The organism is Xenorhabdus lircayensis (assembly GCF_016306625.1).
GTDB lineage: Bacteria > Pseudomonadota > Gammaproteobacteria > Enterobacterales > Enterobacteriaceae > Xenorhabdus > Xenorhabdus lircayensis.
This window is the reverse complement of the sequence record NZ_JACOII010000040.1, coordinates 78590-97348: the sequence shown is the minus strand read 5'-3', so window position 1 is coordinate 97348 and position 18759 is coordinate 78590. Positions and strand designations below refer to the sequence as shown.

Sequence of the window (18759 nt, the reverse complement as noted above, 5' to 3'; positions counted from 1 at the left end):
CCTATGACCAAATATAGCCTACGCACCCGTATGATGAGCCTGATATTGGTTCCTGTTTTACTGGTCGGAACGCTTGTGAGTATATCATTTATCTCATACCGCTATTACGAGTTGAAGAGCCTGATAGTCCGCGGTGGGATCAGCATTATTGAACCGTTATCCATCGCCAGCGAAGTTGGTATTAATCTGGACAATCGACAGCGAGTCAAGTCATTGATAAACAGCCTGCATCGCCGGAACTCTGAAATCGTCAGGGCAATCGCGATTTTTGATAACCACCATAAATTATTCGACATTTCTAATAAAAAATATGATGTCAATCGTCTGAGACTCACCCCTAATGAATCGATTCCAACGACGTTATCCAAGACGGAGTATGGCAATAGCATCATCTTGAAGATGCCCATTATCTCAGAAACGCCTTCTTCTCAGCAGTGGAACAATCCCGCCAGCGATACTCTGCCCATCGGCTATATCGCGATTGATTTGGATTTACGCGCCGCCCAGCTTCAGCAATACAAGGAAATCGCCACCTCAATCATCCTGTTGATTCTGTGTCTGGGGGGAACAGCCTTGTTTGCCCATGCGCTGGTTCGCAAAGTGACACAACCGCTGAACTGCATGGTCAAAGCCGTGGATCGCATCCGGCAGGGACAATTGAACAGTCGCGTGACAGGTGCCATGCCGGGAGAGTTGTCCGCACTCCAGAATGGTATCAATACCGTGGCAGAATCGCTCTCAAAGTACAAGGACGAGATGCAACTCCATATTGATCAGGCCACGTCCGACCTGCAAATTACTATGGAGCAGTTAGAAATCCAGAACGTTGAACTGACCATTGCTAAAAAACGGGCGCAGGAAGCCGTCAGGATTAAAACAGAATTTCTGGCCAATATGTCTCATGAATTGCGCACGCCGCTTAATGGCGTGATTGGCTTTACCCGCCAGATGTTAAAAACCCCCATTACGTCTCAACAGATGGAATACCTGTACGTCATTGATCGTTCGGCCAATAATCTACTGAAAATCATCAATGACATTTTGGATTTCTCACGGCTGGAATCCAATAAATTAGTACTGGATCAAGTACCTTTCCTGCTGCGGGATACCGTCAATGAGGTTATTGAGCTGCTCACTCCGGCTGCCAACGTGAAAAACCTTCCGCTGCATCATCATATTGATGAGAGATTGCCTAACCTGATGATCGGTGATCCCATTCGCTTGCAGCAAATACTCACTAACCTGATTGGCAATGCGATCAAATTCACGGATAAAGGCCGCGTGACGCTGGAGATCAAATTACGCCAGCAGCAACATCACCTCGTGCAGATTGACTTTGCCGTGACTGACACGGGTATCGGCATCAAACCGGAATACCGCCCGATTCTGTTCCAAGCTTTCAATCAGGCGGATGCCAGCATAACCCGTCATTACGGGGGAACCGGACTGGGTTTGAGCATCACCAGGAGGCTGGTCAATGAAATGAAGGGGGAGGTTGATTTCACCAGTGAAGTTGCCAAGGGCACGGTGTTTTATTTTGATATCTGGCTGGAAAAAGAAGAATTTTTATTCGGTTCATTGCCGGAACATCAGCCAGTTCCTTCGGTATCACCACGTTTATCCATGACCGTAATGGCGGTGGATGATAATCCCGCTAACCTAAAATTGATTGGCACTCTGTTGAGTGAACAAGTTGAAAATACCTTGCTGTGCAGCAATGGCATGGAAGCACTGGAAACGGCGAAAAAACACCCTCTGGATCTGATTTTGATGGATATCCAAATGGCCAATATGGACGGTATTCGAACCTCTGAACAGATCCATCAATTGCCCCAACATAAAGAGACACCGATTGTGGCTGTCACGGCTTTTTCTTGCTGCGAAACCAATACCTTCCACGAAGCAAAAAATACACCATTTATTGACTGTCTCTCCAAACCTTTGGATGAAAATCGTCTAAAAACATTGCTGAATCAGTACAGCCAACAAAAAAAACCACCAGCCATTGATCGGGATATGGCGTTGAAGCAAACCGCTGGCAAAGAATCATTGGCACGGGAGATGCTGGAAATGCTGGTGAAATCTTTACCTGAAATAAAGAATATGATTGAGCAGGTTTTAACCACTGATGGAGAGGTGACTCGCAAACACTTTCAGCATTATGTCCACCAATTACACGGCAGTTGCTGCTACAACGGTGTTCCAAAACTGAAAGCGATTTGCGAATTCGTCGAAAAACAACTTCAGCAAGATGTTGCCATTACCGATCTTGAGCCGGAATTACTGGAGTTCTTGGATGAAATCAATCACGTGATTGTGGCAGCCCCTGATGTACTCAGGGCAACCAAGCCTCTTATTTCGTTACCATAAACTTACGGTATTCTTCATAAGCATAATGGTCAGTCATGCCACTGATATAGTCCTGAATCAGACGCGCCCGATAGTAAAATTCAATGACATCTTTTTCGGCTTCATCAGTGGCAACAATTCCCTCCACGGCTTCGCCATAAGCCAAACGATGCTTGGTGGAAAGTTTGTGCAGCAAGCGTGTTTCAATAAAATATTTTTTATGAAAATTATTCTGGTTCAGTTCGATGAAGTCCTGCCGGGGCAGTTCCAGCAAGGGGCTATACACATCCAGCAATCCGGTAATAATCCGGTAGCCCTGCAATTCCAGTTCTTCCACCTCAGGATGATTGAAGACCCATTTGCGCGTGACACTTTTCAAGGTTTCCAGTAGACGGTGTTCATCTCCATCCCCTTCCAACAAGGCGTGGTTAAATGTACCCGCATAAATTTCCGGCAGATGTTCAATAAACAGCTTGGCGGTATAAGGAACCAATTTCCCCGTAATAAACACCCGCAGGTACATAAAAAATTGTTCGTGGATATTGCGACGTGCTTCGTTGTTGGCAGTTTTCTTATAGGCTTGTATCACGGTGGCTTCGAACAAATCGCCTTTCCTATGACCATCGTTTTCTTCCCACTCTTTTTTCAGGTATTCCACCAACTGATCAACATTAAAAATGCCCTTTTCAACGGCATCGTCCAAATCAGCAATGCAATACGAGATGTCATCTGCGGCTTCCATAATGTATGTCAGCGGGAAACGGCAGAAATCCCCCATTTGCAGTTCTTTTCTCAATTCACGGATAAAACCGTCTTCTGACCAGTAATAGCCTTTTTTCTTCATTAGGTAACTGAATTCTTGGGGAGATTCGTCAAGGCGATAAGCCGGGCACGTATATTTCAAAATACAGCCAATTTGGGCATAGGTGAGATTCAATTTAAGCAAATTATGCGCCAGCCGGATAGCTTGGGCATTACCTTCAAACTGGCATAAATCCATACGTAATTGCCGACGGAACAAATCTTTCTTTTCTTCACCGGTCAGGCGTAACTCTGCTACTTTGCAGCCATCTTCCTGCTTGATGCGATCAGACGAGGTATCTAGCGTATAATCAGGATCCAATCGACGGGAGAACCAATCTTTAATCGCGGCTTCGCCAAAATGCCCGAATGGAGGATTCCCAATATCGTGCATCAAGCAGGCCATTTCAATCAGGCTTTCAAAAGCAAGTAAGCGATCACTTAGCCCATATTTTTTCAGCAAATCCTGCTTTGTCAGCTCCGAAATAATCGTTTTTGAGATATAGCGCCCTATTTGCTGCACTTCGAGCGAATGTGTCAATCGGCTGCGCACAGCAGCATTGCGCTCAAGTGGAAATACCTGTGTTTTCTGCTGCAATCGCCGAATGGCGGCTGAGTTGATAATCCGCCCACGATCACTTTCAAATTGGCGAGTCACTTGATCTTCATCATCAGGGTGGATGGAAGATTTACTGAACTTACGTTGGTAATTCAACTTCTGCTTGAAATCAATCTTAGACATTAATCCCCCCATGCCGAATGAAACGATTATTTAGAATTGGGATCTCCGGTAAATGATTATTCAATGATACACTTCCCGGTCAAATCAGCCCATTAATAACAAGCGAGTATGACACAATGAAAGTAGGCGTAATAGGTGCAATGGAACAAGAAGTGACTTTACTGCGTGACCAGATCGAAGGCCTGCAAACATTGTCACGAGGCGGATGTGAAATCTATACCGGCCAACTGAATGGCGTTGATATCGCCTTGTTGAAATCCGGTATTGGTAAAGTCTCTGCCGCGCTTGGAACCACCTTGTTGATTGAACATTGCCAGCCAGATATCGTGATTAACACTGGTTCAGCAGGTGGACTCGATCCCAAACTGAAAGTAGGAGATATCGTGGTTTCCGCAGAAGTTCGCTACCACGATGCCGACCTCACTGCTTTTGGCTATGAACCGGGACAAATGGCACAATGCCCACCTGCTTTTATCGCTGACGAACAATTAATTGCCATGGCTGAAAAATGTATCCAATCCCTCGATCTGAATGCGGTTCGTGGTCTAGTTTGCAGCGGTGATGCCTTTATCAATGGTTCAGAGCCATTGGCACGCATTCGAGCTACCTTCCCGAAAGTTGCTGCGGTTGAAATGGAAGCTGCGGCCATTGGTCATGTTTGTCATCAATATAAAGTACCATTTGTTGTCGTTCGCGCTATTTCTGACGTTGCCGATCAAGAATCCCATATCAGCTTTGATGAGTTTTTGGTTGTTGCCGCTCGCGAATCCACTCTGATGGTCAATGCCATGCTAACCGAATTCAGCAAACAATAAGCCATCATTTAAAGTGGAGCATCAATAATGAAATCATTTTTGAAAACTGCCTCTTCTCGATCCATTTGGCTGGCATTCTCATTCCTTCTATATGGTTTTCTATATAGCTTTTTATATGGTTTCAGTGCTCCACTTTACGCGGCCGCTTCCCGCGTTATTAGTCTTGCTCCATCAACGACAGAGCTTGCTTATGCCGCAGGACTGGGCGATCAGCTTATCGCAGTTAGTGCTTACTCCGATTATCCTGAAGCCGCCAAAAAACTGGAGCAAGTCGCTGACTGGCAAGGCATCAATGTAGAACGGATCATCGCTCTGAAACCCGATCTGATTCTGGCATGGCGTGGTGGTAATCCCCAACGTCCGCTGGAACAACTCGCAGCCTTAGGCATTCCAATTTTTTATTCTGATGTGAAAAAAGTAGAAGATGTTGCAATAGATCTGGAACGACTTGCTGCTTATAGCCCACATCCAGATATGGCTAAAAAATCGGCCACGGATATTCGCCAGAAGTTTAATCAATTAAAACAGGCCCATGCCAATCCGCATCCTAAACCTGTGTTTTTACAGTTTGGCATGAATCCGATTTTTACCTCATCCAATCACACCATCCAAAGCGAAATTGTCTCCATATGCGGCGGCAGAAATATTTTTGCTGACAGCCCAGTTCCATGGCCGCAAGTTAACCGTGAGCAAGTACTTACCCGCAAACCGGAAGTGATTGTGATGGGCGGAACGGAAGAACAAAAACAGCGGGTCGCTGATTTCTGGCAGCCACAGATGAATATCAGGATCATCGTACTGAATGATGACTGGTTTAGCCGTGCGGGGCCAAGAATTGTTTTGGCGGCGGGGCAACTGTGCAATCAGTTAAATTATTTCGATAATCAAGCAAAATAAGTCATGAGAAAACAAATAGAGCAACACTCGGTTGTTCTCATTCTTATTTAGATGGATTTAAAATATGAGTAACACCTTTTATCAAAGGGCTGAGTTCTATGCTCTAACAGCCGCCGCGCTTAACGGCACAATCGGCGTGTTGACCCATTTCGGGCTCAATTCAGGGCTCAGCCACCATCAGGTCGCATTCTGGAAGTGTTTTATTGCCTTTCTGATATTGCTGGTATATTGCCTGATAGTACCTTCTGAGCGACGTACATTTTTCGCTTTACGCCATAAAAGCCTTCAATTTGCCATACTCGCTTTCTTTGGCATTTTTTGCCTGTATTTCTTCGAAACTTGGGCATTTAAGGAAGCTCCCATTCCGTTAGTCTCTTTTCTGGTCTATGCCGCGGGTGGCATTACACTCATTCTTTCTTCACTGTTTTTGGGAGAAAAAATGGGCATCAACAAATGCCTCTCGTTCGTGCTAATCCTTATGGGCGTTTACTGTCTATTTAATTTCGCAGAACAAACCTCCAGCAGTAGTACAGGCATTATGCTGGCATTGTTGGGTGGGTTGGGATACGCCCTATTTATCTTTCTCTCAAAGCTCATGAACATCGGTAGCGGGGTTTCTGTACTGCTCTGGTTGTTTGGTTTCGGCACTATCTACCTCGCTGTTCCTGCGATGCTGGAAGGGTTACAGCTTCCTTCTGGTATCGCATTGCTGATGATTCTGGGGCTTGTGCTGCTACCCTCAATTGGAGGGTTTTACTTTACAACTAAGGCGGTGGAAAAAGGAGAAGCGAGTAGCGTGCAGATTACTGAAACCAGCGAGCCGTTATTTTCGACACTGTTCGCATTTCTATTCATTGGAGAAACTTTAGGATGGTTGGGATCATTGGGCGCGTTTTTCATTATGTCTGGCTTGCTGGTCAGTATTATTAAGAAGTCCCGCCAGCCGCAATTGATTTCATCATGAATATGAATATCGCGGCAATATATTGCAAAATAGCCTCCTATAAAAAGGGGGCTATTTATTGCAATGGCTAGTCATCTCAATCAGACACTGAAGGAAGAGCCGCAACCGCAGGTCGTTTTTGCATTCGGATTGGTAACGATAAAACGGGAGCCTTCCAGTCCTTCCGTATAATCCACACAACCGCCGACCAGATATTGCAGGCTCATTGGGTCAATAACCAGTTCAACACCTTGCTTCTGAATTGTCATATCACCTTCGTTAATTTGGTCATCGAAAGTGAAACCATACTGGAAGCCGCTACAACCACCACCTGTAATATAGACCCGCAGGCGCAGGCTCGGGTTATCTTCATCAGCAACCAGCACTTTGACTTTATTGGCTGCGGCATCAGTAAACTGCAAAGGCAATGCAGCATCATCGCTCATATTTTTACTCCAGTCCGGTTTTCCGGTAAAATTCTCGGAAAGTCATTTTAGGCTTTCTGATCAGTTAGCGACGATTATCCAATACCTGACTGATTCGTTCAAGTTTTGCCACACAAATGTAGCAACGTAAATGTCCCCCTCACCTCATTATGATGATTTGGCTTCCCCATTGGGGTGCTTTAGAATGGCATCCCCATATCTGTACCGTTATCTTTCAGGAGCTTTTATTAATGAGCCAGTCCGAAACGCTTTACTCTCAGGCAAAACATGTGATCCCCGGCGGTGTCAATTCACCTGCACGTGCTTTTAACGGGGTTGGTGGTACGCCTGTCTTTATCCAACGTGCCGATGGTGCCTATCTTTATGATGTCGATGGCAATGCCTATATCGATTATGTCGGTTCATGGGGTCCGATGGTGCTGGGGCACAATCACCCGGCCATCCGCAATGCCGTCATTGAAGCCGCAGAGCGTGGCCTGAGTTTTGGGGCACCTACCTCTGCCGAAGTAGAAATGGCAAAGCTGGTAACAGAATTAGTCCCTTCCATGGATATGGTTCGCATGGTGAACTCAGGTACAGAAGCAACCATGAGCGCCATTCGTCTGGCTCGTGGCTATACCGAACGCGACAAAATCATTAAATTTGAAGGCTGCTATCACGGTCATGCCGATTGTCTGCTGGTCAAAGCAGGTTCAGGCGCTTTGACTATTGGGCAGCCTAATTCACCGGGTGTTCCTGCTGATTTTGCTAAACACACCCTGACTTGCGTCTACAATGACCTGAACTCCGTCCGTGAAGCCTTCGAAAAATACCCTGAAGAGATCGCCTGTATTATTGTCGAACCTGTCGCCGGTAATATGAACTGCATTCCTCCGTTACCAGAGTTCCTGCCGGGTCTGCGTAAACTGTGTGATGAGTTTGGTGCTTTGCTGATCATTGATGAGGTGATGACTGGCTTCCGTGTCGCACTGGGCGGCGCACAAGAGTATTACGATGTTAAGCCGGATCTAACCTCTCTTGGCAAAATCATCGGCGGCGGTATGCCAGTGGGTGCCTTTGGCGGTCGTCTGGACATCATGGAAAAACTGGCACCAATTGGCCCGGTTTATCAGGCAGGAACCCTTTCTGGTAACCCAATCGCCATGGCGGCGGGTCTGGCCTGCCTGAACGAAGTATCCCAAGCGGGTGTTCATCAACGTTTGAGCGAACTGACCGACAAACTGGCCTCTGGCCTGAAAAACTCGGCAACGGCAGCAGGTATTTCTCTGGTTGTTAATCACGTTGGCGGCATGTTCGGTATTTTCTTTACTGATGCGGAAAGCGTCACCTGCTATCAGGATGTCATGAAGTGTGATGTGGAACGTTTTAAGCAGTTTTTCCACCTGATGCTGGAAGAGGGCGTCTATCTGGCACCTTCTGCGTTTGAAACAGGCTTTATGTCTATCGCTCATACTGATGACGATATCCAGCGTACTGTTGACGCAGCAGCACGTAGCTTCGCTAAACTGAAATAAGCTATCCCGTTTTCCCAGACGTCACTATCCCGTACTATCTCGTGGCGTCTGAGTAAAAACTCACATCAAAGCCCGTATCGCCTGAATGGTTGACATCACCGCCAACACACCAAGCAAAATCAGCACCATCCAGCGAAAATGCAGTGGGCTGAGACGTGTGCCGATAGTGTTTTATATTTATCTGACAGATTAACTCCACAGTACGGAAACATTACCAATTTATGATTATTATTCTCAATAATGCTATTGATGGAGAATAAAAAATACCCTCATCCACTTAATGCTGTGAAATTGGCTCGTCTTGCTGTGGATCGTTCATCTCAGGGTCAAATTATTCCTTTTTATCAACAATATGATTTTTTATTCGCAAAACCCAATGAGCTCCCATGTCTTGAAATGTGGCTACCCATTAAAACCTGCCTAGAAGTTGTCAGTTCCTTACTGTGAGTGAGAATTTTTGATTTTCCCACCGACTTCCATGTCGGTAGGGCCGCATTTTATTACTGACCAAACATCTCGCGCAGCCAGCCTGGGGCTTCTTCTTCATTATCCTCTATCGGCTGTTGCACGGGTTGCTGGCACAAGGACTGAGGATCATCAGTCCAGACAGGCAGTGTTCTGATGCCGGTACCGGCACAGTTGAAACTGCCATCTTCATTGACTGACATATCCACAATGCCTTCCGGTGGACGGTTATTCAGTATCAGTGGGGTTTCATTTTCCAGATAACGGCGATAAATTGTCAACGCCCCCGTCGCGCCCGTCAAATTAGTTGGGCCATTGTTATCACGTCCTGTCCAGACAATCGCGACTTCTTTACCATCAATTCCCGTAAACCAACTGTCACGCAGATCGTTCGTCGTTCCAGTTTTACCCGCTAAATTATATTGACCATATTTACCCTTCAGTGAGCGGCCTGTGCCCCGTGCAATGACCTGCTGCATACCATACAGTGTCAGATAGGCAGCCTGTGGCGGCACAGCCCGCTCAGCCTGCGGATAGCTCTGGTAAACCACTGTACCGTCTTCAGCCATGATAGAGCGTAATGCAGAGAGTTTTGCGCGATTACCGCCGCTGGCGATGGTCTGGAATTCTTGTGCCATTTCCATTGGTGTCAGCGCAATTGCGCCCAGCAACATAGCGGGAACTTGTTTGATTTCTTGCGCAGGAATGCCCATTGAAACCAGTGTACTGGCAATGCGATCCAATCCAATATCCATCCCCAGATTGACGGTAGGAATGTTTACCGAACGCGCCAAAGCATCGACCAACATCAATCGGCCGCTGAAATTACGGCTAAAGTTCCTCGGCTCCCAAGTTTTCCCTCCTGCCAATGGGACAGAGATGGGTTCATCTGCCAGCCAGGTATTCAGGCGATATTTATCTGGCTGGCTCAATGCGGTCAGATAAGTCGCAGGCTTAGCTAAAGAACCAATCAAGCGGCGGGCATTCAGTGCCCTGTTAAATCCTGCATATTGTGGTTGAGCCCCCCCCACCATCGCGCGAACTTCGCCACTGATGCGATCCACAACCACCATTGCACCTTCCAAATCAGCAATGTTGCGCGCTTTTCGCAATTCAGCAACACCTTCTTCCACAGCTTGTTCTGCTGCATCCTGCGAAACAGGATCTAAGGTAGTGAAGATTTTTACACCCGACAGGTTATTAACTTTATCACCTAACTTTTCCTGTAATTCCTGACGCACTAACTGCATAAACGCAGGTTGTGGCGTAATACTCTCACTTTTAGGTTTTACGCCCAGTGAGCGGACACTCAACAAGTCATAATCCTTTTGCGTGATGACGTTCCGGTTCTGAAGAATTTTCAGCACGATATTGCGGCGTTCCAGTGCTTTTTTAGGATGGCGCCACGGGTTATATACCGATGCCCCTTTAACCATCCCCACCAGCAATGCCTGCTGATCCAGCGTTAATTCACTAATCGGGCTGCCAAAGTAGTACTGGCTCGCTAACGGGAAACCATGGATCTGTTCATCGCCACTCTGCCCCAAAAAGACTTCGTTCAAATACAGTTCAAGAATGCGATCTTTGCTATAACGTGCATCCATCAACATTGCCATCAGCGCTTCATTCGCTTTACGGGTCAAAGTACGCTCATTGGAGAGAAACAGGTTTCTCACCAGCTGCTGAGTCAGAGTACTGCCTCCCTGAACAGTACGCCCCGCAGTCAAATTAGCCAACGCAGCGCGGATAATGGAAATTGGCCTGACTCCGCCATGTTCATAGAAATAACGATCTTCTGTTTCCAGCAAAATCTGAACCAGTGAATCAGGAAAACCTTCACGCGGGACAAACAGGCGTTGTTCGCCATTCGCCGACTGCATCATCGTAATCAGTTTTGGATCAAGGCGGAAGAAACCAAACTGCCGCTGGTTTTCTACGTTTTCGATGCGGGTAAGATGATTGTCTTCAAAGGACAGTCTGGCCTGGATCTGATTTTCCTGACCATCAGGGAAATCAAATGAACGACGCAGAAGTTCAATATTGTTTCCCTTGAGTACAAATTCACCCGCACGGGTTATTTTTGTCACTTTCCGGTACTGCATACCTTCCAGCAATTGGATCATTTCGTCCCTGCTGTAATTCATGCCCGGTTCAAGATTAACCACCCGACCATATACTGCAGCGGGTAAATCCCAGACTTTACCGTCAATGCGCTGACGAATTTTGTTATCCAGATAAAAACCGTAGGCAGCAATAATCACTGCCAACACAATAAAGACTTTTAGCAGAAACCACAAAATCCAGTTTCCCCGATTTTTGGGAGATCGGCTCTTCGGTGAGCGGGCATTCTTCCCTTTTTTCGTCATGACTTCATCCTCATCGTCGTCGTCAAAATCATCATTTTCATAATCATCATAGTCATCCTGCCGAACGCGATTTTTTGATGCTCGCCCACGACGAAGCCCCGATTTTTTACCCTTGCGTCCGATTGGCTGACGATCATCATCAGACATACCGAATTCTCCACATGTTTATTTAAGGCAGTTGTATGAATCAAAACACGATTACATATATTTTTTCACGCGCCGTGTTGGCGCAGTATTAGCAGGATCATCCGGCCATAAGTGTTTGGGATAGCGCCCTTTCATCTCTTTTTGCACCTCACGGTAAGCCCCCCGCCAGAATGCAGCAAGATCTTGTGTTATCTGCAATGGTCGATGGGCAGGAGACAACAACTCAATGACAATCGGAACGCGTCCTTTCGCCAAGACTGGATTTTGCTGCTCTCCGTACATTTCCTGCATTCTCACTGACAGCACAGGAGGCTTATCATTAAAATACTGGATAGTGATCCTGCTCCCGGTTGGCACAGTGTAATTAGCAGGCAATTCATTATCCAGTATTTGCCGTTGCTGCCAATCAAGCAACCCCATCAGGCAAGTTGATAAGTCAACCTGACGTAACCCTTTCAAATCAGTGACGTCTCCCAGAGCAGGAAGCAGCCATTGTTCAAGGGAATTCAGCAAAGCGGTGTCATCAACTGCGGGCCATTCTATTTCTGGCAGCCATTCTGTTGCCCTTTGTAAGCGTGTGCGCAATTGCGATGCTTCCACTGACCAGTTCAATGCTGACAAGCCTTCTTGCTGAACCCAATTCAGCAAAGCTTCCTGTAATTCAGCTTCCGACGGTTTTGCCAGAGGCTGTACTTTGACGACTAAACGCCCACACTGCAAACGCCGCCACGCCCGCAGCGAACCTTTACTATCATCCCACTCTACGGCTGTATGCTCAGTAAACAAATGCGGATATTGCTGCATGGTCTGTTCAATATTCAATGGACAAGCCAATAACACCCGGGCATCAGGGCTTTTACTGCCCTGCTGTAGTGAAGGGGCAACCAGCCAGGTTTCTCCCGAAAGCGGCTCTTCACGTTCCAGAGCCACACCTAAGCCGTTGGCTAACTGAAAACGCCCAAGATTATCACGGTTTTTGGCGATCCGATCAGGAAATCCCTGCACTAATAATTCAGGTACAAGAGCGAGTAATTCAGGTACAAAATCGAGGCTAACGTTCCCACTCTTGCCCGCAAGATTCCTGATAAGCTGATTGGCTCGTTGCTGCCAATGGCGCTGATTTGAAGTCATCCAATGAATCAGATCGGGCTGTCCACGGCGCGGTGGTTCTTCCAGAATGGCAACAAGTTTCGCCGCTGTTGCCAATGCTGCGCTGCCTTGTGTTTTTCCTTGCTGTTTGTCCGCATACTCTTTACCCAAACAGAGCATTGCCGCCAAACGCGGTTCACTGCCGGATTCGGTCATTTTCCAACCACGGGCCGTCAGTTGTTGATTATCATCCAATGCCCCCAATCTTAGCAGCAACGATTCCGCAACAGCCAAAGCGGGTTGTGGTGGATTGTCCAACCAATGAAGTTGGGTCATGTCGCGACATCCCCACTGTAATAGAGAGAGTAACAGGCTGCTTAGATCTGAATGCAGAATTTCCGGTTCACTGTGTTCCGAAGCTCTTTCTGCCTGTTCCTGACCAAATAAGTGCCAGCAAACCCCTGACTCCAGTCGCCCGGCACGTCCTGCCCGCTGAATCATTGATGCTTGGCTGATGCGCTGAGTTATTAGACGAGTCAATCCGCTTTTCGGTTCAAATCGGCTGGTTCGTTCAAGGCCGCTGTCCACCACCAGCCGGATGCCTTCAATCGTCAGGCTGGTTTCTGCGATGTTGGTTGCCAGCACAACTTTACGCATGCCCGTTGGCGCAGGTGCGATTGCCTTGCGCTGGTCTGACAGCGATAACGCCCCGTACAACGGACACAATAGTGTCTCTTCATTTATCTTCCCATCCAGCTGCGACAGAACACGCTGGATTTCACCGACTCCGGGTAAAAACAGCAGCAATGATCCCGTTTCCTGCTGCAATAAGCGCAATACCGCCGAGGTGACTGACTGTTCAAAAGGCTGATGAGAAGAAAGGGGATGATAGGATCTCGCTACCGGATAGCTGCGTCCTTCTGACACCATCACTGGCGCATCCGGTAATAAAGAGGAGAGACGCTGGTTATCCAGCGTTGCAGACATCACCAGGATACGCAAATCATCACGCAATCCTTCCTGCACATCCAGCAACAACGCCAACGCCAGATCAGCCTGTAAACTGCGTTCATGGAATTCATCAAGGATCACGAGTGAGACATCACTCAATTCAGGATCTTGCTGAAGCATACGTGCCAGAATGCCTTCCGTCACCACTTCAAGGCGTGTGGCAGCACTGATTTTTGTTTCCGAACGCATCCGATAGCCTACGGTCATGCCAACAGGCTCATTCAATTGTTCGGCGAGACGCTCAGCCACACTACGTGCAGCAATACGCCTCGGTTCCAGCATAATGATGCGCCCTGCCAATTGTGCCTGCTTCAGAATTGCCAATGGCAATCCGGTCGATTTTCCAGCTCCTGTTGGTGCGTGTAATAACACTTGCTTCGACGTTTGCAATGCAGTAATCACTGACTCCACTACGTCATAAATGGGTAATGACAAAGGATCACCATAATGAATTAACTTTCAATGGGTGCCATTGTAGCATTAGCACCTTTGATTTCATTTCATCGAATTTCAGGTCATTGAGCCTGTCGACCCATTAATGCTACCGACCATTGGTTATGAGGAAAATTTATGGAATTTGCACCGCCCCTGAAGCCCGCCACCCTAATCCGCCGTTATAAACGTTTTTTGGCGGATGTCCTCACGCCAGAAGGAGAAACACTCACCATACACTGTGCCAACACTGGTGCTATGACAGGTTGTGCTACACCAGGAGATACTGTGTGGTATTCCACATCGGATAATCCCAAGCGCAAATACCCGAATAGCTGGGAACTGACGCAAACTCAAGATGGACACTGGATTTGTGTCAATACACTCAGGGCCAATGACTTGGCCTATCAGGCCATTGAAAAAAATGTAATTTCGGAATTATCTGGCTATGAGAAAATTAGCCGTGAAGTGGGCTATGGAAAAGAGAAAAGCCGCATAGATTTATTGTTACAGTCAAAACAAAGAGTTGACTGCTATATTGAAGTCAAGTCAGTGACATTGTCGCAGGAAAATTATGGTTACTTTCCGGACGCTGTAACAATTCGCGGGCAAAAACATTTACGTGAGCTATCATTGATAGCACAACAAGGTCAGCGTGCTGTCCTGTTGTTTGCTGTTTTACATTCTGGGATCAGTCAGGTTGCGGCAGCAAAACATATTGACCATGATTATGCTTTTCTTTTGGAACAAGCATGCAATTCAGGGGTCGAAGTTATTTGTTATAAGGCCAGTATGACAGAAAACAGGATGGTTATAAGTGACAAATTGCCTTTTTTATCAATGGGATAATTTGTAAACAGATCATGCTGATGAGGGCTGTTTTGCGATATATTTAGGCAGTAAACACGGTTGCCTTCACACCATTGCAAAACTAATGGCAGGAACAATTGCCAACCTCGCAGTCATCTGCTATTTATAGCGGCCTATTTTTTTCCTCCCTACTGTTGGGGGGGTCGTTTGATAGTGCGTGTGTAAGGAGAAGCATTATGCAAGAAGGGCAAAAACGTAAAACCTCGTCCTTGAGCATTCTCGCCATCGCTGGGGTAGAACCTTACCAGGAAAAGCCAGGCGAAGAATACATGAACGATGCCCAGTTAGAGCATTTCAAGCTGATTCTGGAAGCATGGCGCAATCAACTCAGGGATGAAGTAGACCGTACTGTATCTCATATGCAAGATGAGGCAGCAAACTTCCCTGATCCAGTTGACCGTGCGGCGCAAGAAGAAGAGTTCAGTCTTGAATTACGTAATCGGGATCGTGAGCGTAAATTGATCAAAAAGATCGAAAAAACGCTGAAAAAAGTCGAAGAGGACGACTTCGGCTATTGTGAATCCTGTGGGGTTGAAATCGGCATCCGCCGTTTAGAAGCTCGCCCAACAGCCGATTTATGTATTGACTGTAAGACGTTGGCCGAAATTCGCGAAAAGCAAATGGCTGGCTAACCCATAGGGTTAAATACGGCGCTGAATGGCGCCGTATGCCCCTATATTGATCCTGATATGACTCAATCTGAACATTTCTCGTCATATATTGGGCGCTTCGCCCCATCTCCTTCTGGCGATCTCCATTTCGGTTCCCTCGTGACTGCACTGGGCAGTTATCTGCAAGCACGTGCCTGCCACGGAAAATGGCTGATGCGGATTGATGACATAGATCCTCCACGAGAAGTTCCTGGAGCAGCTTGTCGGATATTGAAAGCCCTTGAGCATTACGGCCTTTACTGGGATGAAGAGGTTTTCTATCAATCCCAGCGCCATGAAGCCTATCGTGCTATCCTCGATCAATTAAAACAGCAGGGAAATAGCTATTGCTGTACCTGTACCCGCCAGCACATTCAACAACTGGGTGGTTTTTATGATGGTCACTGCCGGCATTTACACCTATCCGACCACAATGCCGCGATTCGTCTGAAACAACACTATCCGGTTTACGGTTTTTGCGATAAATTGCAGGGTTACATCGCCGTACCCACGACAATAGCGGAAGAAGATTTCATCATTCATCGCAAAGATGGTTTATTCGCCTATAATCTTGTCGTTGTTATTGATGATAACTATCAGGGCGTCACTGAAATTGTCAGAGGAGCAGATTTAATTGAACCGACGGTTCGCCAGCTATCTCTGTATCAGCACTTGAATTTTACAACGCCAAATTATGTGCATTTGCCTCTCGTGCTAAACAGCGAGGGAAATAAATTTTCTAAGCAAAATCATGCCCAACCGATCCCGCTGAGTGATCCAAGGCCATTGCTTATTAATGCGTTATCGTTTTTGAATCAACCTACTATCGCAGGCTGGCTGGATCTCACCACAGATCAACTACTACAGCAGGCTATCGTTGGTTGGAATATAAACGCAGTTCCGCCAAAAAAAACATAACCAACAGCTAATTTAAATAAAGTGTTTCTATTGGCACTGTAAGCATTCTCAAAAAATGTTCAGTAAGTTATGATTGGCGGCTGTTTTTTGTCTTACTTAATTGATTAGTCACTATCGAGGTGTACCATTTTTAACCGAGTAGCAACTTTCTGCCGTAATTTGCTAATCCGCGATAACAGAATAAAACGCGACACACAGGCAGTCAGTGAAAGGCCAGTCACCGTATCTGACCATTCTGCTCAAACAGAGAGCAGCTCTTTGCGTAAACGTCGCAGAGAAAATCATTCATCTTCATCACATGCCGAAAACGACAAAATGAAGAAAAAATCCGCAAAGGCAAAGCCTTCGGACTCCCCGATCACGGTGATCCCACGAGAGCAGCACCCGATTTCACGCAAGGACATCAGTGATAATGCCCTGAAAGTTCTGTATCGCCTGAACAAATCCGGTTTTGAAGCCTATCTGGTCGGTGGCGGTGTTCGTGACTTACTACTGCACGAAAAACCCAAAGATTTCGATATAGCAACCAATGCTACGCCAGAGCAGGTTCGTAAGCTGTTCCGTAACTGTCGTCTTGTCGGTCGTCGCTTTCGCCTTGCCCATATCATGTTTGGGCCTGATGTGATTGAAGTAGCCACCTTCCGCGGGCCACATGAACAAGTTGAAAGCAATGACCGAGATCAGTCACATAAAGCCCAGAGCGGCATGTTACTGCGTGATAATATTTTCGGTTCAGTCGAAGAAGATGCCGTCCGTCGCGATTTCACGATCAATAGCCTCTATTATGGCATTGAGGATTTCGCCCTGCGGGATTATGTCGGCGGAATGGCAGACCTCAACGCGGGCATCATTCGCCTGATTGGTGATCCAGAAACCCGCTATCGGGAAGATCCTGTTCGTATGCTGCGTGCCATCCGTTTCGCCAGCAAACTAAACATGACCATCGAGCCAGCAACTGCCGAGCCGATCTCACGTCTTTCGTTTCTGTTGAACGATATTCCATCCGCGCGTCTGTTTGAAGAATCCCTGAAACTGTTGCAAGCCGGACAGGGTTACAGCACCTACAGACTGCTGCGCGAACATCACCTGTTCCAACCGCTGTTCCCCATGATTCAACGCGGTTTCACCCAATGTGGTGATTCACCAATGGAAAAATTGCTGACACAGGTACTGAAAAATACCGACCACCGTATCCAGAGCGATAAGCGAGTTAATCCCGCATTCTTATTCGCAGCGATGTTGTGGTATCCATTGATTGAACATGCGGAAAAATTGTCACAGGAAGGCGGCTTACAGTATTACGATGCCTTTGCGCTAGCAATGAATGACATTCTTGATGAACAGTGCCGCTCCATTGCTATCCCCAAACGCCATACGACGACAATGCGCGATATCTGGTTACTCCAGCTTCGACTGCCACGTCGTCAAGGAAAGCGGGCGAATAAACTGATGGAACATCCGAAGTTCCGTGCTGCGTATGATTTACTGGAATTACGAGCCAGTATTGAGTCACGCCATGAACTGAAAGAGCTTGTGCACTGGTGGGCTGAATTCCAACAGTCAACATCTTCCCAACAGCGCGGGATGATATCTGAACTGGGCAATGAATCGATTCGCCGCAGAACGCGCCCCCGCCGTACTGTTGTACGCCCTCGTCAGAACAGGAATAACGGTTAATATGATTCGGGTGTATATCGCCATTGGCAGTAATCTGGCCGATCCTTTGCAGCAAGTCCATAATGCGCTTGCTGCCCTGGAAACGATCCCTGATACCGCTTTTGTTGTTCGATCATCTTTTTATCGAACTAAACCGATGGGGCCACAGGATCAGCCTGATTACCTCAACCTTGCCGTCGCATTGGACACCCTATTGTCACCAGAAACATTGCTTGATCACACTCAGGCAATCGAACTGACGCAAGGCCGTGTCCGCAAAGATGAGCGCTGGGGGCCGAGAACGCTCGATCTCGATATCATGCTGTTTGGCGATCACATCATTAACACTGAACGCCTGACTGTTCCCCACTACGGTTTAAAGCAACGTGAATTTATGCTTTACCCGCTTGCAGAAATTGCCCCGGATCTTGTGTTTCCCGATGGAGAAACACTGGCAGGACGATTAAAACAAATTCCAGAAAATGGTCTGACGTTTTGGTTGGATACCCAATAGGATTTCAAGCAGCAATTTTATGAAGAAAAAGTGATTCAACATCCCATACAGCCGTGGCCGATTTCTGGATAATCAAGGCCTATCCTATCGGGAATTTTTTGGCTCCCCTAAATGGGATAGGCTCTATACCTGAC

14 protein-coding genes are annotated in these 18759 nt (G+C 47.0%); 10 read left to right on the top strand and 4 right to left on the bottom strand.

Features of this window, described 5'->3' with window-relative positions:
• Window positions 1-3: 3 nt before the first annotated feature.
• Complete coding sequence (locus H8A87_RS12150; protein WP_198690216.1) at window positions 4-2370, top strand: ATP-binding protein; 2367 nt, start codon at window positions 4-6, stop codon at window positions 2368-2370.
• Here H8A87_RS12150 and dgt read toward each other — a convergent pair.
• On the bottom strand, window positions 2354-3892 hold the full coding sequence (gene dgt / locus H8A87_RS12145; protein WP_198690215.1) for a dGTPase: 1539 nt from the start codon (window positions 3890-3892) through the stop codon (window positions 2354-2356). The two genes, H8A87_RS12150 and dgt, sit on opposite strands and share 17 nt — an antisense overlap.
• Window positions 3893-4008: 116 nt before the next feature.
• Here dgt and mtnN point away from each other — a divergent pair, with 116 nt between their 5' ends.
• From mtnN to H8A87_RS12130, 3 genes are all read left to right on the top strand, one after another.
• Window positions 4009-4707 carry a 5'-methylthioadenosine/S-adenosylhomocysteine nucleosidase gene (gene mtnN / locus H8A87_RS12140; RefSeq protein ID WP_198690214.1) on the top strand — a complete coding sequence of 233 codons (699 nt, stop codon included), beginning with the start codon at window positions 4009-4011 and terminating at the stop codon, window positions 4705-4707.
• Between the two features lie 27 nt (window positions 4708-4734).
• Window positions 4735-5604 (top strand): vitamin B12 ABC transporter substrate-binding protein BtuF, encoded by an 870-nt coding sequence (btuF, locus tag H8A87_RS12135; RefSeq protein ID WP_198690213.1) that lies wholly within the window; start codon window positions 4735-4737, stop codon window positions 5602-5604.
• Between the two features lie 64 nt (window positions 5605-5668).
• The gene (locus H8A87_RS12130; RefSeq protein WP_198690212.1) at window positions 5669-6568 is read left to right on the top strand and encodes a DMT family transporter; all 900 of its coding nucleotides are present in this window, start codon (window positions 5669-5671) and stop codon (window positions 6566-6568) included.
• 80 nt (window positions 6569-6648) lie between these two features.
• Here the strand turns inward: H8A87_RS12130 and erpA are convergent, their stop codons facing one another.
• Window positions 6649-6993 carry an iron-sulfur cluster insertion protein ErpA gene (gene erpA / locus H8A87_RS12125; RefSeq protein ID WP_198690211.1) on the bottom strand — a complete coding sequence of 115 codons (345 nt, stop codon included), beginning with the start codon at window positions 6991-6993 and terminating at the stop codon, window positions 6649-6651.
• Between the two features lie 230 nt (window positions 6994-7223).
• On the opposite strand from erpA, the gene hemL reads away from it, so the two are divergent.
• Window positions 7224-8507: a glutamate-1-semialdehyde 2,1-aminomutase gene (hemL, locus tag H8A87_RS12120; RefSeq protein WP_198690210.1), complete on the top strand. Its 1284-nt coding sequence runs from the start codon at window positions 7224-7226 to the stop codon at window positions 8505-8507.
• Between the two features lie 500 nt (window positions 8508-9007).
• On the opposite strand, the gene mrcB is transcribed toward hemL, so the two are convergent.
• Together mrcB and hrpB are read right to left on the bottom strand one after the other, a co-directional pair.
• Window positions 9008-11485 carry a bifunctional glycosyl transferase/transpeptidase gene (gene mrcB / locus H8A87_RS12115; RefSeq protein WP_198690209.1) on the bottom strand — a complete coding sequence of 826 codons (2478 nt, stop codon included), beginning with the start codon at window positions 11483-11485 and terminating at the stop codon, window positions 9008-9010.
• Window positions 11486-11536: 51 nt separating this feature from the next.
• Window positions 11537-14020 carry an ATP-dependent helicase HrpB gene (hrpB, locus tag H8A87_RS12110; RefSeq protein ID WP_198690208.1) on the bottom strand — a complete coding sequence of 828 codons (2484 nt, stop codon included), beginning with the start codon at window positions 14018-14020 and terminating at the stop codon, window positions 11537-11539.
• Window positions 14021-14155: 135 nt separating this feature from the next.
• Here hrpB and sfsA point away from each other — a divergent pair, with 135 nt between their 5' ends.
• From sfsA to folK, 5 genes are all read left to right on the top strand, one after another.
• Complete coding sequence (sfsA, locus tag H8A87_RS12105; RefSeq protein ID WP_198690207.1) at window positions 14156-14866, top strand: DNA/RNA nuclease SfsA; 711 nt, start codon at window positions 14156-14158, stop codon at window positions 14864-14866.
• Window positions 14867-15063: 197 nt separating this feature from the next.
• Window positions 15064-15519, top strand: coding sequence for an RNA polymerase-binding protein DksA (gene dksA, locus H8A87_RS12100; RefSeq protein ID WP_047963537.1), 456 nt, complete (start codon window positions 15064-15066; stop codon window positions 15517-15519).
• Window positions 15520-15576: 57 nt separating this feature from the next.
• Window positions 15577-16455 (top strand): tRNA glutamyl-Q(34) synthetase GluQRS, encoded by an 879-nt coding sequence (gene gluQRS, locus H8A87_RS12095; RefSeq protein WP_198690206.1) that lies wholly within the window; start codon window positions 15577-15579, stop codon window positions 16453-16455.
• 315 nt (window positions 16456-16770) lie between these two features.
• Window positions 16771-18132, top strand: coding sequence for a polynucleotide adenylyltransferase PcnB (gene pcnB / locus H8A87_RS12090; protein ID WP_232370213.1), 1362 nt, complete (start codon window positions 16771-16773; stop codon window positions 18130-18132).
• Window position 18133: 1 nt separating this feature from the next.
• Window positions 18134-18625 carry a 2-amino-4-hydroxy-6-hydroxymethyldihydropteridine diphosphokinase gene (folK, locus tag H8A87_RS12085; RefSeq protein ID WP_198690241.1) on the top strand — a complete coding sequence of 164 codons (492 nt, stop codon included), beginning with the start codon at window positions 18134-18136 and terminating at the stop codon, window positions 18623-18625.
• Window positions 18626-18759: the final 134 nt, after the last annotated feature.